Genomic DNA, 26,772 nt, shown 5'->3' on the forward strand with positions numbered 1-26,772 from the left:
AATAAATACATTGTAAATAACAGTCCATTCTCTTTTATTTGTGGCTATCAGAATTATGATGAACTGATCAACCAACATCCGTTCTTTTCCCGCAGTGCTAAATTATTTCCTTTTCCAAACCGTTTAAACTTAGGTCGCTACAGTTTCGACAACCAAAACCATCAACTCCCAGCTAACTTTCCTTGGTCTGATCACGCCGTACATGGCCTTCTCTATAACCAACCTTTTTCAATCACAAACAGCGTAGCCAATGATCAGTCAGCCAGTGTGACGCTTGAATATCAAACGTCGTCTTTACATCCAGGTTTTCCGTTTGCTTTTAACCTTGAAACTACCTTCACCATCGACTCAGCGGGTAAGCTCTCTTGCTCAACAACCGTCTCTAATTGTGGTGATTATGCCTTCCCATTCGGTGATGCTTGGCACCATTACTTCTCGCTCGGCAATGACCTAGAACAGTGTGAACTAACCATGTCGCCTTGCGTTGAGGTCGTACACGAGAACGACCTACCCAATGGTGAAAAGCGTACTTTTGATCGTTCGTATCTGAATGACGGCCTGATTAATCAAAGCCTAAATCACTGCTTTGAATTTGAAGCGACTGCGACTAACCAACTAACTTTGACACGCTCAGATTCATCTGCCGCAATTCACTATCAACAAGACGCGAGTTACCCATTTGTTCAGCTCTACACTCCAACAAGTGAACAAAGTATTGCGATAGAGCCCATGACTTGCCCTGCCGATGCATTCAATAACCAGATTGGCTTATTAACGCTTAGCCCGAACCAGTCTCAAACCTTCACTTGGCAATGCCAAGCCACCTATCAACCAAAATAACCAAACGAAAGAGCAATAAAGGGCGCATAAAGCGCCCTTCTCTTTGTTAACCTAAAACCACTTCTACCGTGTGCTCACCCGATGTAAATACCGGTGCTTTGTTGCCTGAAATCAGGTCACCATTGACCTTCATCTCAACCACGCCCTTACATACGTTATTCGGGTTAGTGACATGAATATGATACGTCGCACCACGGAACTGACGACGGACCTTAAACTCAGGCCACTCAGCCGGAATACAAGGGTCCACCAGCAAGCCATCAACTTCAGGTCGAACACCCAGAATCCACTGAGTACCTGCAACGTATGTCCAAGATGAAGTACCCGACAGCCATGCATTACGACCTAGGCCGAACTGTTTATGTTCGTCGCCCAAGATGTTTTGTGGGTAGCAGTATGGCTCCGATTCGAAGGTATCAATATCGTCGTTCTTCGAAGCCGGGTTAATTTGACGGTAGTACTCGTAAGCACGCTCGCCATTGCCCATTTTCGCTTCTGCAATCATCACCCATGGGTTTGAGTGAAGGAAAATACCGCCGTTTTCTTTCGCACCCGGTGGGTATGTCGAAACACCACCAAGTTGTGGATCAAAACCGTTGTAGCCAGGAGTTGAAAGCTTGATACCATTGGTCGTGTTCAGCTTGTTGTAAACCGAATCTAGTGCTTGCGTCGCACGTTCTTGAGTCGCGAAACCAGAGATCACAGGCCAGCTTTGACCGTTAGTGTAGATCTGTCCCTGTTCATTCTTATGAGAGCCAATCGGCATGCCTTGCTCATCAAAGTAACGCACAAACCATTCGCCATCCCAACCGCACTCATTCACTGTGCTCTGCATTTGTTGGTATTGCTCTTTGAACTGAGCTGTTAGTTGTTCCTCACCGCGTAGCTCACAAAGGTCCAACATATCAAGCAGGGCTTTACCGTACATGTTAGCTACCATCATCGACTCAGCACCTGTTGGCAGGTTCACCGTGTCATTCCAGTCTGCAAAACCTAATAATGGTAGACCGTGCTCACCCGTATTGGTGTAAGTAAATTCGATGGCGCGACACAAGTGATCCCACACGCTGCCTGTTTCCACAGGGTTGCCCGCTTTGTCTTTTTGGTAGAACGGAATATCTTTGTTCAAGAAGTCAGCATTGCCTGTCTCTTTCACATATTGAGTGACTGCGTAGATGATCCACAGATGATCGTCACCGTAGTAATCCGGGCGATCTTCTTCTTCACGAGAGTCACCAGCGTTCGCTTCCATGGTCGATGGGAAGAACTGGTGCATCGCAGAACCATTGGTGTTTTGCACAGACAGTAGACGCTCAATGAACTCACGCGCCTCTTCTGGCATATGAGTAATAACGCCCAATGTATCTTGTGAAGAATCACGGAAACCGATGCCGCGTGCGCCATAGCCAAGCTGATAAAGAGACAGGTAACGAGACCAGTTTTTGGTCGTGTGGCATTGACGTGGGTTGTGTACGTTAAGCATCGAGTTCATAGCTGGATCTGGCGTTTCAACCTGAACCGCTTGTAGGTAAGAATCCCAGTGCTCAACCAGTTCAGCGAATGCCGAATCAACGACTTGGTGGTCACGGTATTTAGCCAGTAAAGGTTGCGCTGCATCTAGGCTCTCTTCTTGCGCAATTTGTACAACCGTACGTTCAGTCTGCTCTGGAGATAACCACCCTAAACGCAGGTTCAGCGCACCGATGTTGTCACCACGCAGACACTCGGTATTACCAAGTTCGTCGTTTTCTAACGCTTGTGGTGCAGCCCATGTACCGTAACCAAACTGACCAAGGAATGACTGGCGATCACCGTCAAAAGACGTCGCAGGGCGATCCGTTGTCATCAGGTTTACTGCATAGTCACGCTTCATGAAGGCATACTGCTCAAGCACGGTGTGACCCGACTCTTGCTGGTGTGCTTTCAGTGTCATGGTTTGTGGAACCCAATCCGCATTCAATAGTTGCTTAAGTGCATCGAAGTGCGTGAATTCGTAAACAGGCACCACATCAACGTGCAATGCTTCATCTGAAATGTTGGTGACTTTGATGTCTTGCAGCAGTACTTGGTCAGCTTTTGGTACAAAGAAAGTCGCTTCACAACGCACACCAAAGGCTTCTGCAATGATGGTGGTGTAAGACAAACCGGTGTGGTTTTCAAACTTATCCAACGGCTTCAGAGTGGGTGTGTAGAACGGTGAGAATATTTCTACGTTGCCCGCTTCATCACGTACCTTGAGGTACATTGTCGAACCTTTGAAATCTGAGTTTGGCAGTTGAGCAATGTACTTGGTGATACGGTTGAGCGCAGGATCGCCCTTACACAACAACACGCCACCGTTGCTATCGACAATGCCACCGAAATCTAATGTGCCGACATAGTTACACCATTTGATCGGTGTACACGGTGTGGTTGCTACGTATTCTTTGTTTTTATCGTCAAAATATCCGAATTTCATCATCACTATCCCTAGCCCCTCCCAAATCAGGAGGAGCCAAAACAATTTGTCGTAAGTTGGTTGGTGTCAGCTCAATGGCTGACTTAAATTGACTGGCTAGCTCGTAATTGACTAGCTCGCTAGCGAGTTCTCACTCAGTGCGTCAAACAGGTGGAAAGCATCCAAGTCCAAGTAAAGTGTCAGCTCTTTCACATCCACTTCAGCGGCTTGGGTTTCAACCATCAGCGGTTGACCACCAATTTCTGTTTTCAGAAGAATGCTCGCGCCTAGTAATTCCTTGTCTTTGATTTTCACAGGGAATGGCAGCACGCGGTCGTGGTCAACTTGCTCGGCACGTAGGTGGATGTCTGTTGGACGAACACCAAAATGCAGCGCTAGGTTCTTAGACGCCAGAGACTTAAAGCGCTCAGGCAGTGGGATATGAACATCGCCAATTTCAACGAAGTACTCGCCTTCTTTTTCAATCAGTTTGGCTTCCAACATGTTCATTGACGGGTTACCAATGAATTGCGCGACAAACTTGTTTGCAGGACGTTGGAACACCTCGGTTGGTGTACCAACTTGAGCAACATAACCGTCTTTCAGGATCACGATGCGATCCGCCAGTGTCATCGCTTCGATCTGATCGTGGGTTACGTAGATCGTAGTGGTTTTAAGCTCGCGGTGTAGGTGTTTGATCTCTTCACGCATCACGCCACGAAGTTTTGCATCTAGGTTAGATAACGGCTCATCAAACAAGAACACTTTCGGAGTACGAACCATTGCACGGCCCATTGCTACACGCTGACGCTGACCACCAGAAAGCTCTTTTGGCTTACGGTTCAGTAGTGGATCAAGCTCTAGCATTTTCGCTGCTTTTAGCACTTCTACGTCGATTTCTGCTTTTGGCATGCCCTTCAGTTTTAGCGCAAAGGCGATGTTCTCGTAAACGGTCATGTGCGGGTACAGTGCGTAGCTTTGGAATACCATCGCCAGGTCACGGTCTTTCGCGTCGACTTTATTCATCAACTTGCCGCCAACCACGATGTCACCAGAACTGATGCTTTCAAGGCCAGCCAGCATGCGTAGCGTTGTCGATTTACCACAGCCAGATGGGCCAAGGAAAACCACGAACTCACCGTCTTCAACCGTGAAATCAAACTCTTTGACGACTTCAACATCACCGAATGATTTTTTGATGTTCTTAAATTCTACTTTAGCCATTATCTGTTCTCCTCAGCGCGCTCTAGCAGCATATTTCGGTACGCAATTGCGCTCTGTTTCAATGTTCTTTCCTGGGTGGTGTAGTCAACATGGACGATGCCAAAACGCTGGCAGTAGCCAAATGCCCACTCAAAGTTATCCATCAGGCTCCAAGCGAAGTAACCGTCGACTTTCACGCCCGCTTCAACCGCGTTATGAACCGCTTCGATATGACCTTGGAAATAACGAACTCGTTGCTCGTCCATCACTTGTCCATTAACGCGCTCGTCGTTGCCTGCAGCACCGTTCTCTGTGATGTAGATAGGTGGCATATTTTCGTAGCGAGCATCCAGTCTTACCAATAAATCGGTTAAACCTTGTGGGTTGATTTCCCAGCCAATGTAAGTGTGTTCAGCATCGGTTTGTTTCACCGATTCAATGTCGCCGTTCTCATTAAAGCGAGCGACATTGCGTGTGTAGTAGTTGATACCGATGTAATCAACAGGAGCACTGATGATGTCTAAGTCACCTTCAAGGATCATAGGCATGTTCATCGCTTGGCGTTCAACCACCAGCTGTGGGTACTCGCCTTTCAGTACAGGGTCGATGAACCAGTGGTAGTTCTCCGCTTCGCAGTAGTCTGCTGCCGCTTGGTCTTGTGGCGTCAGCGGGTAAGCTGGCGTCGCGTTAAATACCACACCATGCTTAGCATGAGGTGCATTCTTGCGAAGGATCGGCATTGCCAAACCGTGTGCCAGCATTAGGTGGTGAGACGCTAGGTAGCCCTCTTTTTCGCCCTTGATACCTGGCGCGTGTTCGCCCCAGCGGTAGCCTAGGAATGCAGAAACAAATGGTTCATTGAGCGTGGTGTACACATCGATGTTGTCACCAAAATATTTACTCACCACTTCTGCGTATTCTGCGAATTTGTAAGACGTTTCGCGGTTTAGCCAGCCGCCTTTATCTTCAAGGTATTGCGGCAGATCCCAGTGATACAGCGTCACATACACCTTCATTCCACGAGCATGACACTCATCGATGATCTGGCCGTAAAACTCTAGGCCTTGCTGATTCACCACACCGTCTTGCGGCAAGATGCGTGGCCATGCAATAGAGAGACGGTAAGCATCAACGCCTAAGCCTTGAATCATCTCAATATCTTGTTGCCATAAGTGGTAGTGGTCACACGCCACATCACCATTGTCGCCGTTATCGACCTTGCCCGGCTTCTTGCAAAAAGTGTCCCAGATAGACGGTGTACGACCGCCCTCTTCAACGCCGCCTTCAATTTGGTATGAAGATGTCGCGACACCGAATACAAATTCCTTACTGCGTAACTTTGAATCACTTGGAAGTTGATATTTATTCATTGTTATAACCCTTAAACCTAACCTTTGACTGCGCCGGACGTTAAACCACTGATCATCTGTTTCGATGCGAACAGATAAGTAATAACGAGTGGTAAAATTGAAATTGTGGTACCTAGCATTACCGCGCCCCATGGCGTATTCGGAATACCTTGAACGCTTCGTAGCGCCTGTGTAATTACGTAATTATCTGGATTATTGAGAACCACAAGTGGCTGCATGAACATGTTCCAGAAGAAGACGAACTGAACAATAGCAAGCGTTGCTAATGCTGGTTTCATCAGTGGCAATACCACGCTCCAATACGTTCTGAATTCACCTGCGCCATCCAGTTTCGCTGCTTCTAATAGCTCTTTAGGAATCGATGCAATCACGTGCTGACGCATCAAAAAGATACCAAATGGCGTGGTTGTGAACGGTAGCCATACCGCCATGTGGTTATCCAACAAGCCTAAGAATTTCACGATCATGAAGTAAGGGATCAAGCTAAGCACTGGCGGAATCGCCATTGAACCAACCAGCATGCCAAACAACACGTTCTTACCGCGGAACTTAAACACAGCAAACGCGTAGCCACCCATGCTACAAAATAGCAGTGAGATAGTAGTGCCTAAAAAAGCCACGTAAATCGAGTTAAACATCGCTTTCCAAAACGGCATGATTTCTAGCAGTTTTGCGTAATTCACCATTAGGCTGTCGCCAATCGCAAAGCTGATACCCGAACCGAAGATCTCCGAGCGGTCACGTGTTGAAAGCAGTGCTGACCATACAAACGGGAACACCGTAATGATTGCGGAAACAATCAGTAATATGCCGAGCATGACCATCAAGATCTTAGTCATGATGTACATGGTGCGTTCGCTTGGCATCAGTCCACTTAGTGGTGAGGTATTTGTCTTAATTGATGTCGACATCTTAATGTTCCCCTAAGCCTTTCTTACCGAAGAGTAAAAATTGAACCAATGTACAAGTCGCGATGAGTGCAAACAGTAACCATGAGATAGCAGATGCTGTACCCATTTCTAGCCATTCCCAACCCACTTTGTAGAGGTACATAGAGATAGTTAAACCAGATTGACCCGTACCACCTGTACCACGCGTTAGAACGAACGGTTCTTCAAACATTTGCAGGTTACCGATGATGGTCATGGTAATTGCAAAGAAGATGAATGGACGAATCATTGGTAGTGAAATGTTCCAGAAGCGGCGGAAAGCATTGGCACCATCCATACGTGCAGCTTCTAAAATGTCTTTAGGAATCGTCATTAAACCTGTGGTGTAAAGGACGATGTTAAAACCGGTGTATTTCCAGAAAACCATGATCGCGATAGACGGCTTCACCATAGTGGCATCATCTAACCAGCGAATTGGTTGAAAATCGTTAACCCAAGCAAAAGCCCAACCAAACAGTGTGCTGTCAGCTAATGCCATTAGCGCTTGATTAATGACACCTGAGTTAGGAGAGTACATATTGAAGAAAATCAGTGACGCTGCGACCGTTGACGTGATAAACGGAAGAAAGTACGCCGATGTGAGCCAGTGACGCATACGGTCACCCATAGAAACCAACATGTAAGCGACTGGAATAGCGACTAAATGCTGAGCAACACCGGAAGTGATAGCTAGCCAAAACGTGTTCTTCAATGAACGCCATAGCCACGGGTCAGTCAAGGCAATGTGATAGTTCTCAAAACCCACGAACTGCATTGCATCCATACCCTTTACAGGGTTCCATTCATGGAACGAAAGATAAACCGAGAACAACAGCGGGAAGATCCCAAATACAGAAAAAATGATCAGAAACGGCAGAAGGAATCCATACGGTGTAAGCGCTTTCAAATTTAGACGAGAAAAAAGGCTTTTGTCCGCAGGTTCTATAGTTGTGCTCGCTGTATGATTCATAGTAACGACCTCTTAAAAAGGAAGCGCGTTATCCACGCTTCCTCACTTACTTAAAGTAAAACAAATTAAAGATTACGCGTGCGACGCTTGATTAGACGCTCAGCCTCTTTAAGCGCAGTCTTGATGTCTTTACCTTCATCAAGTACTTCCATCAATGCATTATCTAAAATGATAGAACGAGCAACATGGTCGCCTTGAGCTGGAGATACTGGCTTGATGTTCCTTGCTACTTCAGCAAAGAGAAGACGTGCTTTCTGTCCGCCCAAGAACGCCATGTTTTCTTGGAAAAGCTTATCGTTATAGGTAGTTACGTTAGAAGGGAAAGCCGCGATAGTCTCAAAGGCACGCAACTGAACATCACGATCAGTCGTCATGTATTTGATAAGAGCCCAAGCTTCATCTGGGTTGTCTGATTGAGTCGGAATAGAAAGGAATGATCCCCCCCAGCTTCCGTAAATCCCATCTGGAAGGTTAGAGACAGCCCATTTACCCGCAGTATCAGGAGCCATCCAGTTTTGAAGGTGGCCCAATAGCCATGCGCCAGATAGTTGAGTCGCTAACGTACCGTTGCGGAAGCCTTCGTACCATTCGTTAGACCAAGCCAGAATACGGCCATCTAAGCCTTTATCACGAATCTCTTTTGCTACTTCAAAAGCATGAACAAAGCGCTCTGATGTCACCACTGGGTTGCCATCTTTGTCAAAATAAAGGCCTTCACCATCAGGCACAGTCGTGAAGATAATGGCTTGTGCTACGTCTGCCGCTGAAGCGATCAGTTGTACGTTTTGTTTTTTCAGTTTTTCACCCGCCGCGATATATGAATCCCAATCTTTAATGGCTTCATTCACATCAATGCCCGCTTTTTCAAAGACATCGGTGCGGTAATACATAACACCAGGACCAAGGTCGACAGGTATACCATACATGTCACCATCAGCACCTTTGCCTTGGGCCCATGCATAAGGTGCAAATAGCTCTTCGTACTTATCGGCACCATATTTTTCAGATAAATTTACTAGGCCACCAGAGCCAACGAATGGACCAATCTTCTCAACGTCCACAACAATCACATCACCAGCACCAGAGCCTGTAGCCAAGTTGGTAGTTAGCTTGGTGTGGTGGTCACCATGGTTGTTCATAAGATAATCAACTTTAATCCCTGTTTCCTTTTCGAAATCAGGCAGTAACACCTTCAGGCTGCTATCGAAGTCAGGGAAACCATCGAAACGAATCTCTTTGTCAGCCGCATTAACAGCTGTTGTACCTAATCCTAAAGCAACCGCGCATGAAAGCGCTAAGGTCTTAAATTTCATGTTCTATCCTTAATGTTTTTATAGGGTAACGAGTAAATCCGATACCGAGTTTCTAGTGACTAACGTCGGCAGCAATTTAAAGTTCACGTCATGTTTGATTTTTTTTAGCTTCTGTAGAGTGAGCTGTACTGCTTCAACGCTCATCTCTTCAATAGGGAAATTAATGGTGGTCAAACTAGGGGTCAGATAACGCGCAAAGATGGTGTTATCGAAGCCCACCAGTGATACATCTTTCGGAACTGACAGTCCCTCTTGATGCAGCACCTCAAAGGCACCGAATGCCATGTGATCATTCGAAGCAAATACTGCTGTAAAATGACACTTACGATTCATCAGCTTTTTCATAGCGCTGATGCCCGTCTCTTCAGTAAAGCCCGCTTCCGAGACTAAGGCTTCATCGTATGGCACACCCGCTTCTTCCAAGGCCTTTCGATACCCCTGCAAACGCCCCCTAGCATCTGCTTTATCTAAAGGCCCGGTAATACACGCGATATCTGTATGTCCCTTTTGCAAAAGATATTGAGTAGCGAGTAGCCCCCCGACTTCGTTATCAATATCAATGCAACTCAGCGCCATTTCAGGGATGAAGCGGTTAATTAAAACCACTGGGGTCCCCTGTTGTTCTAACTCAATTAAATAATCATCACTGAGCAGTTGAGTGTGAAGAATCAAAGCATCAACACGACGCCCCAACAGAAACTCCACAGATTCTCGCTGCCCTTGTTCGGTGTTCGAACCCGCCGTAACAACAGCGTGGTAACCAAAGCGACGTAGGTTTTCTTCTATGCAATGCAAGATGCCTGAATAGAAAGAACCGCCCAGTTCTGGAACAACCACACCAACACTTCCGGTACGACTTGAAGCCAAAGCTTGAGCGATAGAGTTCGGGCGATAACCCAGCTCTTTGATCGCTTTTTCAACCTTTAACTTCTTGTCATGACTCACTCTGCTAGTGCCATTAATAACCCTAGACACTGTCGCCTGAGACACACCTGCATATTCTGATACGTGTTTAATTGTCGCCACTCGAACCTCGATACTTCATTAGCTTGTAACCGCTTACAAAACGATTATTAAGAAATTACGTTTTAGTTGGAGTGAGTGTCATCACACTAAAGTTGGAGGTAAAAAGGACTGTTGTGGAAATTATGAAAGCGCTTACAGATTAACATCACTCCATGAAACTGTTTCATGAGATTATTGTTCATATTATCAAGATGGTACTCAGTTACTTGTTCGTCAGATCAAACAAGTCCATCCCAATCAATTTTTGAAAGTGTCATTTAATGATGAGTCCGCATCTGACGGCAATATACACGGAGAAGGTGGCCTTATTACTTCAATGGTCTTTCTAAATTGGAGGAGAACATTTCACGGTGATTTTTAGTTCAAAGTCTTTTCATCAGAAAAAACCAGATACGAAAACGCCCAGCGGAAGGCTGGGCGTGAAACCATGGAAGAAATTAACTAGCTCTAATCTTTATTATTAGATGATTCCGCCAACTTAAACTCTTGAGTTAATGAAAACTGCTGCTGCGACATGGATTCAAGCAGCTGACCATGAGATAACAACACCTGAGAGCGCTGAGAGTTATCTTCAGCTAATGTATGTATCTGGCTGATGTTTTGTGTAACTTGAGAAGCAACTACTTGGTGCTCCGTGGTCGCGGTCGCAATTTGATGGCTTCTTTGCTCAACCTCATTTAGCAAATCATAAACTGTTGATATAGAGAGTTTTACTTCGGTCGTTTGTTCAACACATTGAACCATTCCTGCCACACATTGATTAATTTGTTCCGCCGCTAGCTTAGAGCTGGTTTGCAATTGCTCTATCTTGTTGTGTATCTCTTGTGTAGAAGCATTAGTTTTTGCCGCCAACACTCGAACCTCATCGGCAACTACAGAGAAACCACGCCCTTGCTCTCCCGCTCGTGCCGCTTCAATTGCAGCATTCAATGCCAACAAATTAGTTTGCTCGGAGATCCCCGATATCACATCCAAAATGGAGCCAATGCTGGCACTTTCGCTTTCAAGTTTACCGATGGTCGCCGTTGATTCCGCCAACTTATATTCTAAACTGCCCATCAGATCGACGCTTCTATCCATAGTCTTTTGCCCATTTGCGGAGCTGGACACAGCTTCAGTCACGAGCGTTAACGTTTGATTAGCTGCCTGGGTAATTTCAGTTACAGAACACTCGATCTGCTCCATCGCTGTTGCAACCATCACGGTCTGATTGGTTTGGTCTTGCATTGCTTCACTCAATGAACGGTTTATACTTTGGTTCTCCAAAGACGCTTCTTTTAAGCGCGTCGACGATTGGCGCATATTCTCGATCATTTGAGTCAGGTGGCAGATCACTAAGTTGACCTTACCACTCACTGAGCCAAATTCATTGTTAGCTTGATACCGCACCATTACGCTCAAGTCTTTTTTGGCGACTTGGTCTAGTGCACTTTGCAGTAATTTACTTGGCTTGCGAATCCCTTTAGCGATGTTCAGCCCGATTAGCAGCGCAATAATAACCGACCCAATAGCAATGATGGCCTGCATCAACAGTGCTTGATGAGAGAAGTCCATCGACTCGTGATATAAACGTTTAGCCGTGTCTTCCGCGTACATAGAAAGCTCATCAAAATGGCTTAACTGCACATCAATGAGCTGTTCGACCTCCACTCTTTGCAGAGCAATGCTCTCATGTAACTTCACGGTTTTCATGTGCGTTGACACAGATCCTTGCGCTGAAAATACATGTGAAGCGAGCAATGATAAAGACTGTTTACTACGGCGCAACAAAGATGAGTCCAAATTGTCCAAGTCTGATACAGCCTGTTCGAATCGCTCTTTACGACTTTGTAGACGACGCTCGACCCCACGAACTTCCGATAACGTTTGCATTGAAAACGCCTCGTTGGCTTCTGCTGCAATCAAACTCAATTGCACCAATAAGGCTTCTACCGCCTTCTGTGTCCGCTCTGAATCCGCACTTGCGAGTTGATTCACCAAGGTGTTGTTAAGCTGTCCCACCACAGATTGAAATTGCGCTTGCCCCATCGAACCGAGATCTTTGCTAGCCAAATACTCAACGTAAAGTTCTAATACCAACTCTATCTTATCGATAGTTGACACGCCTGTTTGAGTAATATTGTTAAGTATGTCTTCCATTCGTGAGCCAGCCACGCTCTTGCCTTCGAACCAGCTCAATTGCTGCTGATATTGCTCGATGTTGTCCAAGACTGTTTGCCTCAGAGGCTCAAGTTCATCAATGTAATTAGCGGATAAATAGGGTGTAGTGCTGCGATTAATGTCCAAAAATCGAATCGTCAGCGTAGAAGATTGAAGCATTAGTGGGGTGGCTTGTTGGGTTATATTTTCGATTCGAGTCGTTATGTCTTTATTGCTAATGATATTTAACCATGCAGAACCCAGCATAATCACAATCAGTACAAAGAAACCTAAACATACTCGAGACACGATGGAAGAAAGTCTCATGATGAATCCTTGATTTAGTGGCGAAAAAAAGGGCACAAAGAATGTGCCCAAGAATGGAGTTATATAACGTGCCCTAATCAATCTGCCTTTAGGGCTAAAATGGACAGTATTTACTACTTTTCAACATATGTTCTTTGAAAATATGCCTAATTCAAAGAGCTGCTATTTCTAGCTTGTGATTACCACCATGCTTCAAACATTGCGCCGAACGACAATGTATCAACATTGGTTGTCTTCACTATGTTACCTTTCGTTTCTACATCACCCATCGTTGTGTAGAAACGAAGCATAGGACGGCTCCAAGGTAAGCCACCTAGAGAAACGTTTTGAGAAAGGGTCACTTTCCATGCTTTTTCTTCACCATCGTCATCGTAATCAACCATGCCGTAGCCAGCTTCTAACCATGTAGAGTGTGTGTCATTCCATTGGTATTGCGGGCGAACGATACCAGCATATTCCGTGTTCTCACGGTCTAGAACTGAGCCAGAGTTATCTTTGTACGACACTAAGTAATCAATAATAAATTGTTCAGATGCCGCGTAGCTACCCTCAACACTTGCATACAAAGTCTGGTAATCACCTTTAAGATCATATACCGATGAGTCTGCACCGTCACCGTACTTAACAACCAACTTGTTAGACTCACCCAAGCCTAATGTTGCACCTACTAGATATGCCGTTTCATCACTGACTTTTTGGCCTGGAGTCACGACAGGCTTCATTGAATCTGTCACTGGATCGTATACGTACTCAGTTGTCGTAGACGTATCCGCTTCGCTCGATGCAAAACCGTAGTTCGCGTAAAAATCCAGATTACCAATACCAGCGTCAATACTGTGCAGCTTCGCGGTCACTGCGTATCGACCATTGTCATTCACTAGACCGCCTTTCACTTGGCCTACAAAGCCCATATCTAGCTTTACGCCGCCGAAATCTAAGTTGTTAAAGCCTGCGCCTTAGCCATCGTGTGTCATCCAGAAGTAATCATTCAAACCTTGTTGCGGACGTTGATGGAAGTCACGACCAGCCCATATATAAAGTTCTGGTTGGCTTTCAAATACATTGGTTACACCTGCGTACATTTTTTTCATACTTAAGCCGCCGTCATCAGCCCATGCGTCAGCTTCCCAGTGGTCGGCCATGAATACGACGTTCCAAATCGCACCACTATCAGCTTGGAAAACTTTAGCTAGCTGGACTTCACCACCATTGGCTTCGTTACCCAAACGACCGACAGAACGACCTGTTGTACCAATGTCTACGTAACGCTCATCACCGCTCTTGTAGTGAGCGCCGTAGCGAGCATAGCCAGAGAACACGATTCCATCTGGAACCTTAGTGTCTGGAGTCAGAACCGCTTGTTGCTGATCGTTTACGTAATCAATCTCAACAACCTTTGATTCTAACTCTTGAATTCGTTTTTCTAGTGCTTCGATATTAGTATCTGCAGCAAAAGAAGATAGTGAAGCTAGCGACGCCGCCACTGCGACTGTTATTGGCAAAAGCTTAAATTTTTTCATTGTAATTCCCTATTATTTTTTTTGAGTTTTCATCGAACAGGGAAATATTAAGCAATGAAAGCGTTGAAAAGTTAGCCACTCTTCACACTGGTAAATCATCTTAAAACCCATGAAACATTTAGAAGGTTTACGGACAAAATTATCAAATAAAGATCAATAGCTTATACTAAAAATCGCGTAAATCAGCAGCTTGAAATCGCTTTCATTTCATCAATAATGGCGAGGGCTATCACGGAAAACCGTGTGTAAAAGAGAGAGGAGTATGGTGCAGTCTTGATTGGTTTTCATATATATGAAAACCTCAAAATCTAACATCGATTTTGAGGCTTTTTATTTCGAGTCAAATATCTATTTTAAATGATCTAAGACAGACATAGAGATTCAATCCCCATATTAAACAATGTGGACGCCTAAATATTAGTAGTGAGATCGATAGTTTTACTCAGCGGCATACCGGCACCATGGTCCACATTGGTATCGATGCGAATCATAATAGGCGCGCTACCTTCATGCTTGTGTTGTAACTCTGATACGCATTTATAAGAGGGGGCAGGAACCCGATGGTCATCGTGCTCCCTATTTTATAGACTGCAACCCTATAGCTTTATTTATAAAAACACGCCTCAAAGTCATAGCATTAAAAGTAGTGTGGAACCGGCGACGGTGTCGCCTGAGCGGCCTATGGCCGAAAACAAAGAGAGTCAACCTACTAGGTACTTTACATGAATCGTTATCCTATAGATCATGCATCCGAATAAGCCCATCAAACAATTCTTCAATGCCAGCGATAATTGGCTGAACTATCTCAATAAACATCGGGGAAACCCTCCGACAAGTCATCATTGAAAACGTCACCAAGATACTCGCTTTCTGTACCGCTGCTTTTGGCTCTAAAGAGTATCGATGCAGTCATGCTAACTGCACTCATCACAAATACATTCACCAAACGTATAAATCTCCCTTTTGCAGCTGTTGTGGCATTAAAGCGACGTCGTGGTGAAATGCTCCCTAAGGTCTACGATGACTTAGGCATCGCCCCTAAAGACTCACCTGAAATGCCAGGTTACGCCGCCATGCTGAAAGGGTATGTGAAGGTTGACCCGTTTGAGTGCATTCTTTGTGGGCACCATTTCTTCGTTTTAGGGCTGGAGAGGCGCTGTCGGAGCTGGTCAGTCAGGCACTCATTCTAACGTGAGTTAAGCTACGATTGTCCAGGTAAGGAAGCATAGATGGAGACAGCTACATCCCATGCGCGAGTAATAGACGCACAAGTATATCAACAGCTTGAAGCGATACTGGCTCAAAAAATAGAAACCGAACGCATTATCACTCAAGAGGCAAAGCACTGTTTGACCCAGAAAGGCTGTTTAGCCCCGGCGTTATTATCAATGACAATCCCAATTCCCACATCACAGACTTAAAGCCGCTACTCGCCAACGTATTGTTTTATATCGCGAGCTACAACGCCGCGCGCGACCGGTAATGAGATAGAAGCAAGCGAACTAGAGAAGACGTTTGAATACCAAGCCATGATACCTGCGCCGCGACAGGCCTGTGTGCCGAGCGTGGTCCAGTAGAAATCAACACGGGTGATTTAGTGACGAAGCTTCGTATCGCCAATGATGAGAAATTTACCGCTATCGCAAAATGGACCACCGATCATTTCGCAACTACCGCCAAACTGACCAAGGCTGGCCTAAAAACCAACAAAATGGCAGCCCAATCAGGCTGCTATTTCTTTATTCGGTTATTTGAAAGATGCAACTTGGCTAAATATTACGAAGCAAAGCGCATCAGATCTTCCGTCGGGTAGTGTTCTGCTTCTGCGCCTTTGGCGATTAAGTCGATCACTTGGAACTCGCTCATGTCACCAAACTCCTTGGTTAAATAATCACGGAACGCTTTCTCGTTCGGCCATTTACCTCGCACAATATAGCCTTCTTCTTTGTCAAAATCTTCCGTTTCAAAAAAGGAAAAGTCTGTCATACCAATATTGTGACAATATAAAACGAGATACATGTTGAATCCTTAAACTGTTATTAATAAAAACTCACCGGGAGATGAAAATCAAGTTCAAACACCTCGTCACTATTGAGAAAATGATTTTGAAAATAGTGAACATAAGCGGGGGTTGAGCGTTGCTTGAAGCCAGATGTCGGTAGCCATTTTTCCAATACCATACTGATCTGTGGTAACAGTTCACCATAGCGCCCCTTAAGTCGAAATACAGCGTGTAAGCCACCCGGAATCACCATTTGGTTAACCACGCCACGATACTTAATCGGCTCATCAATTGCGATACACGCCACATAGCGACACTGATCCATTTCAACCCAAGCAGGGTTTGAGTGGTGCAAACCAAATTGGCGCGAAAAGTCACGCTGTTCGGAGTTAGCCCAAGCCTTCAGTATCAACCACGCATTGCGAATGGAACGATTATACCCCGTATGTCGAACATAAGCCGCCATGCGTTCCGACACTTCAATAATCTTCGGCTCGGGTAATGCGTGTTGCGCCACATTCAAATAGCCCGCCGCCACTTCAGGGTCCTTCAAATAGGGCTTCTCTGCGACTTGTAAATCATGCTTACGCCATTCTCCGGGCGACATATTAAAGGTCGCTTTGAACGCTCGACTGAACGAAGAGGCCGAACTAAAACCACACTTACTCGCAATTTCTACCACGGATGACGTGGTGTCAAACATCAATTGATTGGCTGCATATTCCATTCGAGTACGTCGAATATATTGATGTAACGACTCCCCAACCACACTTTTAAATGTGCGATGAAAGTGTTGCTCAGAATAAGCCGCAATCTCAGAGAGCGCTTTAGCCGATAAAGGCTGGCTAATATCTTGATGAATATGGAACAGAACATCATTGATTCGGGATATGTGTTGACGTGACATCGTTTAAATAGCATAAATGGACATGTTTAAGAGCATAAACGGACACGCTTATTTTTACAATTGCCGTGTAATATCAAATGATAAAATAAAAACGACAAACGACGAGACACAACACATGGAAATCGCACAGTCATTACAACAAATTCAATCTTCATACATTCGAGAAATCCTCGCAGCCGCAAGCGATCCAAATGTCATCTCATTGGCTGGCGGTTTACCGGACGAGAAGACATTCCCTATCGATTTGATGAAGCCAACGTTAGAAAACCTAGCGAACATGCCTGAAGTTTTCCAATATGGTTCCACGGCTGGTTATGGCCCACTACTTGAGCACCTAACCCAAAGCTTCCAGTTACCAGAAACTCACACCGTCATGATTTGTACGGGCTCCCAACAAGGCTTGGATTTGATTGCACGTGCGTATGTCGATCCGGGAGATGTGGTTGTGATGGAAGCGCCAAGCTACTTGGGTGCGATGCAAGTGTTTGGCTTGGTTCAAGCAAACATTGTGACCGTTTCTCAAACCGAATTTGGCCCGAACCTTGAAGAGCTGGAAACCTGTTTTGCGCAACAAGCGCCGAAAATGTTCTACGCGGTGCCCGATTTCCATAACCCAACAGGGGTATGCTGGACAAAAGAGACTCGTCAAAAAGTCGCAGAGTTGTGCATCCAATACGACGTAGCATTCATTGAAGATGCCCCATACCGTGAACTACGCTTCTCGGGGTCTGAGCTACCTATGGTTTCTTCATTCTGCCCGGACAACTCTATCGTTCTTCGTTCATTCTCGAAGATTGCATCACCAGGGCTACGCATTGGCGCAGTAACAGGCAAACGCAGCTACCTTGAGCCATTGATCAAAGTGAAACAAGGCGCGGATTTGCACTCAAGTGTACCGATGCAAGCACTGCTCGTTGGCCTTCTGAAACATGACGATTTCAACCTGCACATGGAAAACATTCGTACTCTGTACAAGTCTCGCTATGAAGTGCTGTTTTCAGAACTAGAGAAACAACTGCCAGCAGACTGCGTGTTAAAATCCGTTGATGGCGGGATGTTCATTTGGGTAGAAATTCCAGAGTGCGACACCTTCGAACTGGCTAGAACTCTGCTTGCTAACGGCGTTGCTGTCGTGCCAAGCCCTGTGTTCTATCCAAAAGCTGACGAAGCAAAAGCCGCACTGCGCCTAAACTTCACCAACGCCAACCCAGAAGAGTTAACGGAAGCGGTGAAACGCCTAACACAAGTGCTGAACCAAGCGTAATCGTTTTTACTATTTACCGTAACGCAGTAACCATTCAGCATTAAAGGCCAACGTTGATTCTCAATAAAAGAATCACATTGGCCTTATTTTTTTGTCGAATTTGATGTGTATTTATAATGGAACAATGAAATGAAAGTGATCGTTGGCAACAACCCAGAGCTGATACTTAAAGCGCAATCTATTCGCCACCAAGTGTTTGTCGTTGAACAACAAATCCCTCAAGCTTTAGATCTTGATGGGTTAGATCTCAAATCACACCATGTGTTAGTTACCGACGCCGACAATCTGGTCGCAACTGCTCGCTTATACATTGATGACAACGGCCACGCGATTATGGCTCGTGTTGCCGTTTTACAAGCGTATCGAGGTTTAGGTATCGCCTCTAAAGTGGTGTCCACCGTTCTTGAACATGCCCGCCAGCTATGTGCCAAAGTCATTGAAATTCATGCCCATCAATACTTAAGACATTACTACGAAAGATTTGGCTTTAAGTTTATTCGTGAAGTAGAAATCGTCGGAGAGCATCAACTCATTGAAATGAGATACGACATCGCGCCTTCAACCCACATTCAGTAAGACAAGAGGGCGTTGGCGAACCCAGATAGACAAGATAATGCCCTTTTTTGAGCCCCTTTCCCGCTTTGTGTATCGAACCACATTTATCGACTAAAATAGATTCTATACTGGGGTTCATTCGACTAGAGAGGAAGTGCCAATGCTCAATGAAAACCATGCCTTTATCTTAGATTTCCCAGATCTTAAATTAGACATTGTTCAGCTCAACCACGACGACGAAAGATTCAAAGCAGACATGCAGAAGTACCACCAACTCGACTACGACATCCGTCAGCTAGAGATTTCTGGCAGCCCTATCGATGACGACAGCATGCACAATCTCAAAGTAGAACGCATGGAGCTAAAAGACTCGCTACACAAACAGCTCATGCGCCATCACGCGCTCAAGATCGTATAAATACTCATTATGCTAGTGTGGCTAACTTGGCCACACTAATGCCCTTCTCAATGGGTACTTTGTTTGTCATTGAAATGATCGATTATCCAACCAACCTATAACCTCAACCAGCCTATAATCGTTTACCGCTACCATCTTCCCACATCACTTCGCACTCTTCTCTGATCGCTGATTTCAACAGTTCAACCAAAGGGAAAGCTCGGCTACCAATACTGATAGGAACTTCAACAATCTCTTCTTCACGGCCATCATCGGCATTCTCTTGCTCGACAGGTTGACTCTGTTCAGCGTCAATCGCAGACCGTAAATGATTCAGCGCCTGAGAGACTTCTGAAGCATCAATCGCTCCTGGTATAGTGCCACTGTGTCCCAGCATTTTAATCAGCTGAAGACCGACCTCTCCTAACATCGTGACATTCGCATGTGCCTTGCAACTAAACGTAATTAACATAATGAGATTCTCTTCAATTTGATTGTTTGCAAACTATGTTGAGTAAATCATTAGAAAGCAAGTCGATCATCAAAGAATCATGAAGAACCAGAATCTCTAATTCGCTATTTCGCTATTTCGCTATTTCTGAATGGCTATAGGTACTGTCAGTGATACCGTTCACCGTTTATAATCGCAGATAAGTCTTTAATTAATATCCTTGATAGTCGTCACACAAAATCGACACCCGCTAATGATTATTTAATCTACTATTAACATCATCATTAAACTTTGTGGCACAAATCACATGAATAGGCTAGTAGGCAGACACCTCGAAGAGATGGCGGACATACGCTCGACTCGTAAACAAAAAATTGTCTATTCCTTTTCACTGACTTCTGCTGCAATTTTTATCTTCTACACTTGGGCTTATATTCAGGAACAGTTTTATGCGTTGTCGACTCTCGAGTTGTGTTTTACGCTTATCGTAATCTTAAACGCCATTTCTATAAAAAAAGCCACCACACCAAAGTACCCAGAGCTGATATTAAGCGCAGTGCTACTTGCGCAAGGGGTTACTTTATTCTTGTACAACCAGACTATTCCCGAGCGAATACTCTGGTTGTATCCTATTTTAGCCGCCGTGATTTTTATCAATAATTTCAGAATGGGCATGATATTCAGTGTTTCGTTTTGTCTGTTTATTTTAGCCTTGGTTCTCACCTTCCCTAACCAATTTTCTGTGCCCTTTAACAGCACGCATCGCTTTATTCTTAGCTTGTTTACTATGACTTTGGTGTGCCACACCGGCGCTTATTACTACACACAAGCCGTGAGTTATATTCAACGACTTTACCAAGAAGGGATTGAAGACTTAGCCTATCGAGACCAACTCACAGGATTAGCCAATCGTTGGAGTTTTGAACGTTGGGCAACAGAAAAACTCACGAAAGTTGAGCGCAAACCGTCACTGACCGCGCTGGTATTTTTAGATATTGATAACTTTAAAGACATCAACGACAACTATGGGCATGCCGTTGGCGACAATGTTTTACAGCATTTCGCTAATCGCTTGAGCAATAATATCCGCACCAAAGACAGAGACAGTCAAAAATACGATTATTCCATCGCTCGGTTTGCCGGAGATGAGTTTGTTTTGATGCTCTACGACATTCCAACTAAAAAAAACCTGGATGACATTTTAACGCGTATATGTGGATTGTTCGCAAGCGATTACCAAATCAATGAACGAATCAACGAACTCACTCTTAGTGTTGGCGTCTCTTTATACCCTCAAGATGGTACAGACCTACACGAGTTAACGAGATGCGCCGATAAAGCCATGTATGTCGCCAAGCGCTCTGGAAAAAATAGATATGCCTATTATCACGATAATCCAGTAGTGCCCCTGATTGAAGAGCGAGCAACTCGCTCACAGTCTGATTCATCTGACTTTGAACATTGCCGTGAAGGAAAGGCTGAAGGGAACAATATTACACGGCTAAATATACGTCAGCGTTAAGTGTGACTGTCCATCTAAGCGCACTAGCCTGCCATATACATCAACCACAGGCTGACTAACCCTATCACAATGATCCAGATAACTTGTCGTGTGGTATTCAGATTATCGCGTTTAGATTTCATTACAGTCTTATAAGCCGCTTGCTTAGCAGAATGAATAAAAGGGCCATTAACACTGCGTCTTTTTAGGCGACGTTTACATGCACTGTTTGCGACAGCGGTAAAGCGGTGGCTCTGCTCTGTTGTAAAATCGTTATCAAAGTCGAGCCGGCCTTGCCTATCGCCATGCTTTGGTTGTATTGCCATAGCGGCCTCCTTAGCGATATATTCCCTCATAAGTATAGGCCTAATCTTATATTGTTTCCTGTTCAATATTTTCGAATAAGTCACTCGATACCGTGCCATCTTCTTTTTTAATCAAATCACATAAACTATCGCTATTCCCGTTAATGAGGTTTTCATTATGATCAATACAAGAGCAGTCGAGCATGTCATGTCTACGCATGGCACCTCGGATGGTGATGGTGTCAAAATTCAAAGGATCGCTGGTTTTAATAACCCGCGTTTTTCTCCCTTTTTGATGATTGATGAGCTGAAATCAGATACAAGCAAAGACTACATTGGTGGCTTTCCCCCACACCCTCATCGTGGGATAGAAACGCTCACTTACATGCTACAAGGCCACTTCCAACATAAAGACCATATGGGGAATGTTGGAGAACTGCGTAGCGGAGGTGCACAGTGGATGGCCGCAGGTCGCGGTGTGATCCACAGTGAAATGCCAATGATGGAACAAGGCGCGTTGCATGGATTCCAGATTTGGATAAACCAACCCTCGACACACAAAATGCAACCCGCTCAATATCATGATTTCCAGCGTGAAAGTATTACTGAGCATCAAAATGAACAAATGGGGTTGCTGAGAATGATTGCGGGTGAGTTTGAACTAGACAAAACATCCAGCGCAGCGGCTATACAAATTCAAGGTCCATTGCAAAAGACAGGTGTGCCACTAAGCGTTGCAGACTGGCAGGCTGATGCCGGACAAAAAGTCTTATTAGGGACGAATGTTAACCACAATGCTATGACGTACGTGTACCGAGGCAGTGTTCAGATCGACGGTAAAGTGATCAAACAAGGTCAACTGGCACTGCTCACCCAAGCCGAATGGCTGTCTTTGGATAGCATAGAGAATTCAGGTGTACTGGTTTTTTCTGGTGAACCGATTAATGAGCCTGTGGTGCACTATGGTCCGTTTGTGATGAATTCGATGGAAGAGATTGAACAGACGGTTGAGGATTACAACAACGGCGTATTTGAAACTTACTGATTTACGATACGTTAATGGGCTTTGAACTTTGAGCTTTGAGCTTTGAGCTTTGAGCTTTGAAGAGACGTTACAACCAACAACGAATTTGGTCATCCATTTGATGACTACAAAAACAAGTGACACTATCCACTGCCGGTTATTATCACTTATTCAACCACGCTCTTAGAGCGTGGTTTTTTCTATTAAATCAGAGACAAACAATATCCTGATTGAACAAATTTAGATCAGGTTACAAATACTCACACAGGTAAGCCGTCGCTTCTTTTACCTGTAGGTCGAATGAAGAGTCACCCGCAACATCAAAAGATTCACCAGATTGGTATGTTGTCCAATCATCATCTCCAACCCGCTTGACGATCAAAGCACCTTTAACAACGGTCATCTTTTCTGGAGCCGCAGTCCCAAATGTGTACTCGCCCGTCGCCATTACACCAACACTCATGTCAGCCCCAGACTGGTTAAACGCTAACGACTTAACGTTCCCTTCAAAGTATGTGTTTTCTTTAATCATTGTACTTCCTTGTTATCTTCAAATTGCAATTATTGAGCTCACCGAGTAAGCCTATGCGTAAATTTAGGTGATAATTGTTTTAACCAATTCAAGACTTTCCTACAAGAAATAAATACGCATAGCTTAAACCTTTTCGAAAATAGAGATTGATTGACGGAATAAATACTTTTAGACATCGCTAAAACGCCACGAAAGCAATTCATATATCGACAACATTTGAACCTGCTTCTAACTCTTGCAACCATCTTTGCAAACTATAATTTTAGTTTGTAGCATTTAATGCGGTATGAGTGACGGACGGATAAAACATGGCAAAAAAGATTACCAAAGCAACAACTTTAGTTGCTACCTCGATACGCTACCTTTTGTCATTGATGGTGATTATCATTGCTCTGTCTGTCGGCTATGTTACCTACCAAGCCCAACAACAATCAGACAGCAAAAGTAATGTGCATGGCACATGGATAGAGATTGGCTCTCCACCTTACAAAACGGATACCCTCACGCTGTCAGATAATGGCGTACTGATGAATCATCGCTTAATCAGCACCTCGTTTGATTTTGATGGCAAACTTATCACCATCAATACAGGTTCAGGAACAACGGTTTATACCATCAGTGGCAGCGCTGATTCACCTCGCTTAAAACGACTGATTCCAAGTGCCCCGGCACAACAGTTCGTCAAAGAGGGCTACGAACATACGGCTGCTGGTGATAACCATGGTGTTATGCAGCAACGACGCGCTTCTTTAACAGAACACTTCCAAAAATAACCCCCTTCCTTTGCAGAACACCCACAGTATTGCGCGCACAACCTATCACAGCTTCATACATCCGACTCTGTGACCGCCCTTCAAATAACAATATTTCCTTATCATTTGTCGCATTTTTCCATCACTTAATATCGCCTAATTTTACTTATAAGACTCTCATTCTAAAGACGGTTTTATTCTCGACAACATGGACTCAGCCTCTCACCGATTAAGCAACAAAGTTGCAACAAAATACAATTTTTTAGTTGTCCATCGAAAACGCGTTTATTTTCAATCATGAAATTAAAACTATCTCGAATACTGATTAGGAAGCTCCTTTAAAAACGACGGGAGCCACTTATGGAACCATTTGGTTCTCGTAACCTTCAAGGAATGAGAGAAATAGTATGATTCGTATTAATACCTGTGCTGCGAGCATCGCGCTAGCGCTATCTGGTACAGCCCTAGCTGCTCCAACAGCACCTAGCATCGACATGTACGGTTCTAACAACCTACAGTTTTCTAAAATTGAACTCGAGATGGATACCACTTCTGGTTACAACCAAATGGTGACCTATCACGACAAAGCAAAGATCGCGGTCAAATTCAATCAATGGAGCGGAACATCAGGAGACACATACAACATCTATTTTGATGGCGTTAAAGTCGCTACAGGCCCAATCAGTGGCAGTCAAACTACCGCAGCATTTGAATACGGCCAAGGCGGCTTATTCGAAATGGAAATCGAAGCGTGTGATGAAACTGGGTGTAGTAAAAGTGCACCGGCAAAAATCACTATCGCCGATACTGATGGCGCACACTTAACACCACTTACGATGAATGTTGATCCAAACAACAAATCATATAACACAGATCCAAACACGGTAGTGGGTACTTACTTTGTTGAGTGGGGGATCTATGGCCGTGATTACACAGTAGACAACATACCTGCCGACAATTTGACTCATATCCTCTATGGCTTCATCCCAATTTGTGGTCCGAACGAATCAGTAAAGGCTGTGGGTGGAAACAGCTATACCGCCTTAGTGACAGCGTGTAACGGCGTTAACGATTATGAAGTGGTCATTCACGACCCTTGGGCCGCCTTCCAAAAAAGTTTCCCCCAAGCCGGCCACGAATTCAGTTCCCCGATTAAGGGTAACTACGCAATGCTGATGGCGTTAAAACAGCGCAACCCTGACTTAAAAATAATTCCATCGATTGGCGGCTGGACGTTATCTGACCCGTTCTTTGATTTCACAACGAAAGCAAACCGTGACACGTTCGTTGCGTCTGTTAAAAAATTCCTCAACACATGGAAATTCTACGACGGTGTCGATATTGACTGGGAATTCCCAGGTGGAGGCGGTGCCGCGCCCGATCTTGGTGACCCTGTCAACGACGGCCCTGCTTATGTTGCATTGATGGCAGAGCTGCGTGCGATGTTGGATGAGTTAGAAGCAGAAAACGGTCGTACTTACGAGCTCACATCCGCGATCGGTGTCGGTCACGACAAGATTGAAGATGTTGACTACGGTGATGCTATTCAATACATGGATTACATCTTCGCGATGACTTACGACTTCTATGGCGGTTGGAACAACGTTTTAGGCCACCAAACAGCATTAAACTGCGGTAACTTCATGCGCCCAGGTCAATGTGATGGCTCAGGGCTTGATGAAAATGGCGAACCCTACACCGGTCCGGCTTATTCCACAGACAACGCTATCCAATTGCTGCTAGAGCAAGGTGTTCCTGCCAACAAACTTGTCGTCGGCGCGGCAATGTACGGTCGTGGTTGGGAAGGCGTATTACCATCATCACTTTCGGATCCTAGCGACCCGATGACAGGGGTAGGTAATGGCAAGCTAACAGGCAGCTCTGAGCAAGGCATATGGGAAGATGGTGTGATTGACTACAAAGGCATTAAAGCCAATATGCTTGGTGCAAACAAACAGGGCATCAACGGCTTCGAATATGGCTACGACGAAATGGCGGAAGCGCCTTACGTTTGGAACCGTACTTCGGGTCAGCTCATTACATTTGATGATGACCGCTCAGTAAAAGCAAAGGGCGCATACGTTCGTAGCCTTGGTCTTGCGGGTCTATTCTCTTGGGAGATTGATGCGGATAACGGCGACATCCTCAACGCAATGCATGAAGGTCTGGCGGGCGGAACGACCGACCCAGTCAACCGTAAACCAACCGCAGCAGCGGGGGCTGACCAAACAGTTGAAGGCCCGGCTTCTGTCTCTTTAGACGGTAGCGCTTCAAAAGACAGTGACGGCACAATTACAAGCTACGCTTGGTCACAAGTAAGTGGGGCAACGGTAGTACTGGCTAACGCCAATGCGGCTGTTGCAAGCTTCGATATCGGTGAAGTGACACAACAAGAAACACTAACGTTTAGCTTAACCGTGACGGATAACGAAGGGGCGACCGCAACAGACACGGTTATGATTACCGTAAACCCTAAAGATACCGGTCCAACCAATACCGCTCCAGTCGCAGTTGTTTCAGCTCCGGCTGAAGTGAATGCGGGTGATGTGGTCGTGGTTGATGCTTCGGCTTCAAGCGATGCTGACCAAGACACATTGACCTTCACTTGGGATGTACCAGCTGGTATTGATGCAACGGTTCAAGGTGCTTCTGTGAGCTTTGTGGCGGCAGAGTACTCGCAAGATACGGTACTGAGCTTCTCAGTAACAGTGAGTGATGGCATGGAGACATCGGTCGCGGCTACGTCGGTTAAAGTCCTAATGAAAACGACCGGCGGCGATACGTGTACTAACGCTTGGGATTCCAGCGCAGTCTACACTGGCGGCGACCAAGTGACTCATGCCGGTAAGATTTGGGAAGCCAAATGGTGGACGACAGGTGAAGATCCAACAACGACAGGCCAATGGGGCGTGTGGAAAGAGATTGGTCCTGCAAACTGTGCGAGCTAAAAGTAGGGGTTAGTTAAACACGAACTCGACACCTAAAAGTAAAGGCCAACCCGATGGTTT

General features: G+C 45.2%; 23 protein-coding genes and 3 pseudogenes. 12 read left to right on the forward strand and 14 right to left on the reverse strand.

Annotated elements, in window-relative coordinates; translation table 11 throughout:
• Positions 1 to 840: aldose 1-epimerase (locus L4B77_RS09485; RefSeq protein ID WP_429750049.1), on the forward strand; the 840-nt coding region annotated here is incomplete at its 5' end.
• A gap of 46 nt (positions 841 to 886) precedes the next feature.
• Here L4B77_RS09485 and L4B77_RS09490 read toward each other — a convergent pair.
• The 9 genes and pseudogenes from L4B77_RS09490 to L4B77_RS09530 all read right to left on the reverse strand — a co-directional run bounded on the left by L4B77_RS09490 (position 887) and on the right by L4B77_RS09530 (position 14,074).
• Positions 887 to 3,301, reverse strand: a complete 2,415-nt coding sequence (locus L4B77_RS09490) for a glycoside hydrolase family 94 protein (protein ID WP_429750051.1) — start codon at positions 3,299 to 3,301, stop codon at positions 887 to 889.
• A gap of 108 nt (positions 3,302 to 3,409) precedes the next feature.
• Positions 3,410 to 4,501, reverse strand: coding sequence for an ABC transporter ATP-binding protein (locus tag L4B77_RS09495; protein WP_102551676.1), 1,092 nt, complete (start codon positions 4,499 to 4,501; stop codon positions 3,410 to 3,412).
• The gene (locus tag L4B77_RS09500; RefSeq protein ID WP_429750054.1) at positions 4,501 to 5,850 is read right to left on the reverse strand and encodes a GH1 family beta-glucosidase; all 1,350 of its coding nucleotides are present in this window, start codon (positions 5,848 to 5,850) and stop codon (positions 4,501 to 4,503) included. Before L4B77_RS09500 ends, L4B77_RS09495 begins: the two co-directional genes overlap by 1 nt.
• A gap of 17 nt (positions 5,851 to 5,867) precedes the next feature.
• A complete protein-coding gene (locus L4B77_RS09505) occupies positions 5,868 to 6,716 on the reverse strand; it encodes a carbohydrate ABC transporter permease (RefSeq protein ID WP_017061568.1) in 849 nt (282 codons plus the stop codon).
• Positions 6,717 to 6,762: 46 nt separating this feature from the next.
• Entirely contained in the window at positions 6,763 to 7,749 is a 987-nt protein-coding gene (locus tag L4B77_RS09510) for a carbohydrate ABC transporter permease (protein WP_429750056.1), read from the reverse strand.
• Positions 7,750 to 7,814: 65 nt separating this feature from the next.
• Positions 7,815 to 9,062 carry an ABC transporter substrate-binding protein gene (locus L4B77_RS09515; RefSeq protein ID WP_429750058.1) on the reverse strand — a complete coding sequence of 416 codons (1,248 nt, stop codon included), beginning with the start codon at positions 9,060 to 9,062 and terminating at the stop codon, positions 7,815 to 7,817.
• 18 nt (positions 9,063 to 9,080) lie between these two features.
• Positions 9,081 to 10,088, reverse strand: coding sequence for a LacI family DNA-binding transcriptional regulator (locus L4B77_RS09520; RefSeq protein ID WP_429750060.1), 1,008 nt, complete (start codon positions 10,086 to 10,088; stop codon positions 9,081 to 9,083).
• Between the two features lie 447 nt (positions 10,089 to 10,535).
• The gene (locus L4B77_RS09525; RefSeq protein WP_429750062.1) at positions 10,536 to 12,554 is read right to left on the reverse strand and encodes a methyl-accepting chemotaxis protein; all 2,019 of its coding nucleotides are present in this window, start codon (positions 12,552 to 12,554) and stop codon (positions 10,536 to 10,538) included.
• A gap of 179 nt (positions 12,555 to 12,733) precedes the next feature.
• Positions 12,734 to 14,074: pseudogene (locus L4B77_RS09530) on the reverse strand (carbohydrate porin).
• A 744-nt stretch (positions 14,075 to 14,818) separates the two neighbouring features.
• Between L4B77_RS09530 and L4B77_RS09535 the strand changes: the two are divergent.
• From L4B77_RS09535 to L4B77_RS09550, 4 genes and pseudogenes are all read left to right on the forward strand, one after another.
• A pseudogene (locus tag L4B77_RS09535) lies at positions 14,819 to 15,065 on the forward strand (transposase zinc-binding domain-containing protein); the annotation flags it as partial.
• On the forward strand, positions 15,049 to 15,264 hold the full coding sequence (locus tag L4B77_RS09540; protein WP_429750064.1) for a hypothetical protein: 216 nt from the start codon (positions 15,049 to 15,051) through the stop codon (positions 15,262 to 15,264). The pseudogene L4B77_RS09535 and the gene L4B77_RS09540, both read left to right, overlap by 17 nt.
• 39 nt (positions 15,265 to 15,303) lie before the next feature.
• Complete coding sequence (locus tag L4B77_RS09545) at positions 15,304 to 15,495, forward strand: hypothetical protein (protein ID WP_429750066.1); 192 nt, start codon at positions 15,304 to 15,306, stop codon at positions 15,493 to 15,495.
• A pseudogene (locus L4B77_RS09550) lies at positions 15,414 to 15,797 on the forward strand (4Fe-4S ferredoxin); the annotation flags it as partial. The gene L4B77_RS09545 and the pseudogene L4B77_RS09550, both read left to right, overlap by 82 nt.
• A 53-nt stretch (positions 15,798 to 15,850) precedes the next feature.
• Here L4B77_RS09550 and L4B77_RS09555 read toward each other — a convergent pair.
• Positions 15,851 to 16,093 carry a hypothetical protein gene (locus L4B77_RS09555; RefSeq protein ID WP_429750068.1) on the reverse strand — a complete coding sequence of 81 codons (243 nt, stop codon included), beginning with the start codon at positions 16,091 to 16,093 and terminating at the stop codon, positions 15,851 to 15,853.
• 20 nt (positions 16,094 to 16,113) lie between these two features.
• Positions 16,114 to 16,983, reverse strand: coding sequence for an AraC family transcriptional regulator (locus tag L4B77_RS09560; protein ID WP_261840392.1), 870 nt, complete (start codon positions 16,981 to 16,983; stop codon positions 16,114 to 16,116).
• A 115-nt stretch (positions 16,984 to 17,098) separates the two neighbouring features.
• Here L4B77_RS09560 and L4B77_RS09565 point away from each other — a divergent pair, with 115 nt between their 5' ends.
• From L4B77_RS09565 to L4B77_RS09575, 3 genes are all read left to right on the forward strand, one after another.
• On the forward strand, positions 17,099 to 18,247 hold the full coding sequence (locus tag L4B77_RS09565) for an aminotransferase-like domain-containing protein (protein ID WP_429750070.1): 1,149 nt from the start codon (positions 17,099 to 17,101) through the stop codon (positions 18,245 to 18,247).
• A 129-nt stretch (positions 18,248 to 18,376) separates the two neighbouring features.
• Positions 18,377 to 18,823 carry a GNAT family N-acetyltransferase gene (locus L4B77_RS09570; protein WP_429750072.1) on the forward strand — a complete coding sequence of 149 codons (447 nt, stop codon included), beginning with the start codon at positions 18,377 to 18,379 and terminating at the stop codon, positions 18,821 to 18,823.
• Positions 18,824 to 18,962: 139 nt separating this feature from the next.
• On the forward strand, positions 18,963 to 19,220 hold the full coding sequence (locus L4B77_RS09575; RefSeq protein ID WP_261840395.1) for an HP1242/YdcH family protein: 258 nt from the start codon (positions 18,963 to 18,965) through the stop codon (positions 19,218 to 19,220).
• Positions 19,221 to 19,332: 112 nt separating this feature from the next.
• On the opposite strand, the gene L4B77_RS09580 is transcribed toward L4B77_RS09575, so the two are convergent.
• Positions 19,333 to 19,671 carry a DUF1840 domain-containing protein gene (locus L4B77_RS09580; protein WP_429750075.1) on the reverse strand — a complete coding sequence of 113 codons (339 nt, stop codon included), beginning with the start codon at positions 19,669 to 19,671 and terminating at the stop codon, positions 19,333 to 19,335.
• Positions 19,672 to 19,990: 319 nt separating this feature from the next.
• On the opposite strand from L4B77_RS09580, the gene L4B77_RS09585 reads away from it, so the two are divergent.
• Complete coding sequence (locus tag L4B77_RS09585) at positions 19,991 to 21,172, forward strand: diguanylate cyclase (RefSeq protein ID WP_429750102.1); 1,182 nt, start codon at positions 19,991 to 19,993, stop codon at positions 21,170 to 21,172.
• A 23-nt stretch (positions 21,173 to 21,195) separates the two neighbouring features.
• On the opposite strand, the gene L4B77_RS09590 is transcribed toward L4B77_RS09585, so the two are convergent.
• Positions 21,196 to 21,477, reverse strand: a complete 282-nt coding sequence (locus L4B77_RS09590; RefSeq protein WP_429750077.1) for a hypothetical protein — start codon at positions 21,475 to 21,477, stop codon at positions 21,196 to 21,198.
• A gap of 157 nt (positions 21,478 to 21,634) precedes the next feature.
• Here L4B77_RS09590 and L4B77_RS09595 point away from each other — a divergent pair, with 157 nt between their 5' ends.
• Entirely contained in the window at positions 21,635 to 22,501 is an 867-nt protein-coding gene (locus L4B77_RS09595) for a pirin family protein (RefSeq protein WP_429750079.1), read from the forward strand.
• A 229-nt stretch (positions 22,502 to 22,730) separates the two neighbouring features.
• On the opposite strand, the gene ppnP is transcribed toward L4B77_RS09595, so the two are convergent.
• Positions 22,731 to 23,012 (reverse strand): pyrimidine/purine nucleoside phosphorylase, encoded by a 282-nt coding sequence (ppnP, locus tag L4B77_RS09600; protein ID WP_261840399.1) that lies wholly within the window; start codon positions 23,010 to 23,012, stop codon positions 22,731 to 22,733.
• Positions 23,013 to 23,320: 308 nt separating this feature from the next.
• Here ppnP and L4B77_RS09605 point away from each other — a divergent pair, with 308 nt between their 5' ends.
• Positions 23,321 to 23,785 (forward strand): DUF2850 domain-containing protein, encoded by a 465-nt coding sequence (locus L4B77_RS09605; RefSeq protein WP_372065290.1) that lies wholly within the window; start codon positions 23,321 to 23,323, stop codon positions 23,783 to 23,785.
• A gap of 386 nt (positions 23,786 to 24,171) precedes the next feature.
• Complete coding sequence (locus L4B77_RS09610; protein ID WP_429750081.1) at positions 24,172 to 26,712, forward strand: glycosyl hydrolase family 18 protein; 2,541 nt, start codon at positions 24,172 to 24,174, stop codon at positions 26,710 to 26,712.
• Positions 26,713 to 26,772 lie beyond the last annotated feature (60 nt).

It is taken from the genome of Vibrio minamisatsumaniensis (assembly GCF_050337445.1).
Lineage (GTDB): Bacteria > Pseudomonadota > Gammaproteobacteria > Enterobacterales > Vibrionaceae > Vibrio > Vibrio artabrorum.

Excerpts from the sequence above, each read along its gene's own strand:
- L4B77_RS09525 (WP_429750062.1), bottom strand. The coding sequence starts at position 12,554 with ATGAGACTTTCTTCCATCGTGTCTCGAGTATGTTTAGGTTTCTTTGTA.
- L4B77_RS09605 (WP_372065290.1), top strand. The coding sequence starts at position 23,321 with ATGGCAAAAAAGATTACCAAAGCAACAACTTTAGTTGCTACCTCGATA.
- L4B77_RS09555 (WP_429750068.1), bottom strand. The coding sequence starts at position 16,093 with ATGTATCTCGTTTTATATTGTCACAATATTGGTATGACAGACTTTTCC.
- L4B77_RS09595 (WP_429750079.1), top strand. The coding sequence starts at position 21,635 with ATGATCAATACAAGAGCAGTCGAGCATGTCATGTCTACGCATGGCACC.
- L4B77_RS09570 (WP_429750072.1), top strand. The coding sequence starts at position 18,377 with ATGAAAGTGATCGTTGGCAACAACCCAGAGCTGATACTTAAAGCGCAA.
- L4B77_RS09505 (WP_017061568.1), bottom strand. The coding sequence starts at position 6,716 with ATGCCAAGCGAACGCACCATGTACATCATGACTAAGATCTTGATGGTC.
- L4B77_RS09580 (WP_429750075.1), bottom strand. The coding sequence starts at position 19,671 with ATGTTAATTACGTTTAGTTGCAAGGCACATGCGAATGTCACGATGTTA.
- L4B77_RS09590 (WP_429750077.1), bottom strand. The coding sequence starts at position 21,477 with ATGGCAATACAACCAAAGCATGGCGATAGGCAAGGCCGGCTCGACTTT.
- L4B77_RS09510 (WP_429750056.1), bottom strand. The coding sequence starts at position 7,749 with ATGAATCATACAGCGAGCACAACTATAGAACCTGCGGACAAAAGCCTT.
- L4B77_RS09490 (WP_429750051.1), bottom strand. The coding sequence starts at position 3,301 with ATGATGAAATTCGGATATTTTGACGATAAAAACAAAGAATACGTAGCA.
- L4B77_RS09565 (WP_429750070.1), top strand. The coding sequence starts at position 17,099 with ATGGAAATCGCACAGTCATTACAACAAATTCAATCTTCATACATTCGA.
- L4B77_RS09575 (WP_261840395.1), top strand. The coding sequence starts at position 18,963 with ATGCTCAATGAAAACCATGCCTTTATCTTAGATTTCCCAGATCTTAAA.
- L4B77_RS09610 (WP_429750081.1), top strand. The coding sequence starts at position 24,172 with ATGATTCGTATTAATACCTGTGCTGCGAGCATCGCGCTAGCGCTATCT.
- L4B77_RS09515 (WP_429750058.1), bottom strand. The coding sequence starts at position 9,062 with ATGAAATTTAAGACCTTAGCGCTTTCATGCGCGGTTGCTTTAGGATTA.
- L4B77_RS09560 (WP_261840392.1), bottom strand. The coding sequence starts at position 16,983 with ATGTCACGTCAACACATATCCCGAATCAATGATGTTCTGTTCCATATT.
- L4B77_RS09545 (WP_429750066.1), top strand. The coding sequence starts at position 15,304 with ATGGAGACAGCTACATCCCATGCGCGAGTAATAGACGCACAAGTATAT.
- L4B77_RS09495 (WP_102551676.1), bottom strand. The coding sequence starts at position 4,501 with ATGGCTAAAGTAGAATTTAAGAACATCAAAAAATCATTCGGTGATGTT.
- L4B77_RS09500 (WP_429750054.1), bottom strand. The coding sequence starts at position 5,850 with ATGAATAAATATCAACTTCCAAGTGATTCAAAGTTACGCAGTAAGGAA.
- ppnP (WP_261840399.1), bottom strand. The coding sequence starts at position 23,012 with ATGATTAAAGAAAACACATACTTTGAAGGGAACGTTAAGTCGTTAGCG.
- L4B77_RS09585 (WP_429750102.1), top strand. The coding sequence starts at position 19,991 with ATGGCGGACATACGCTCGACTCGTAAACAAAAAATTGTCTATTCCTTT.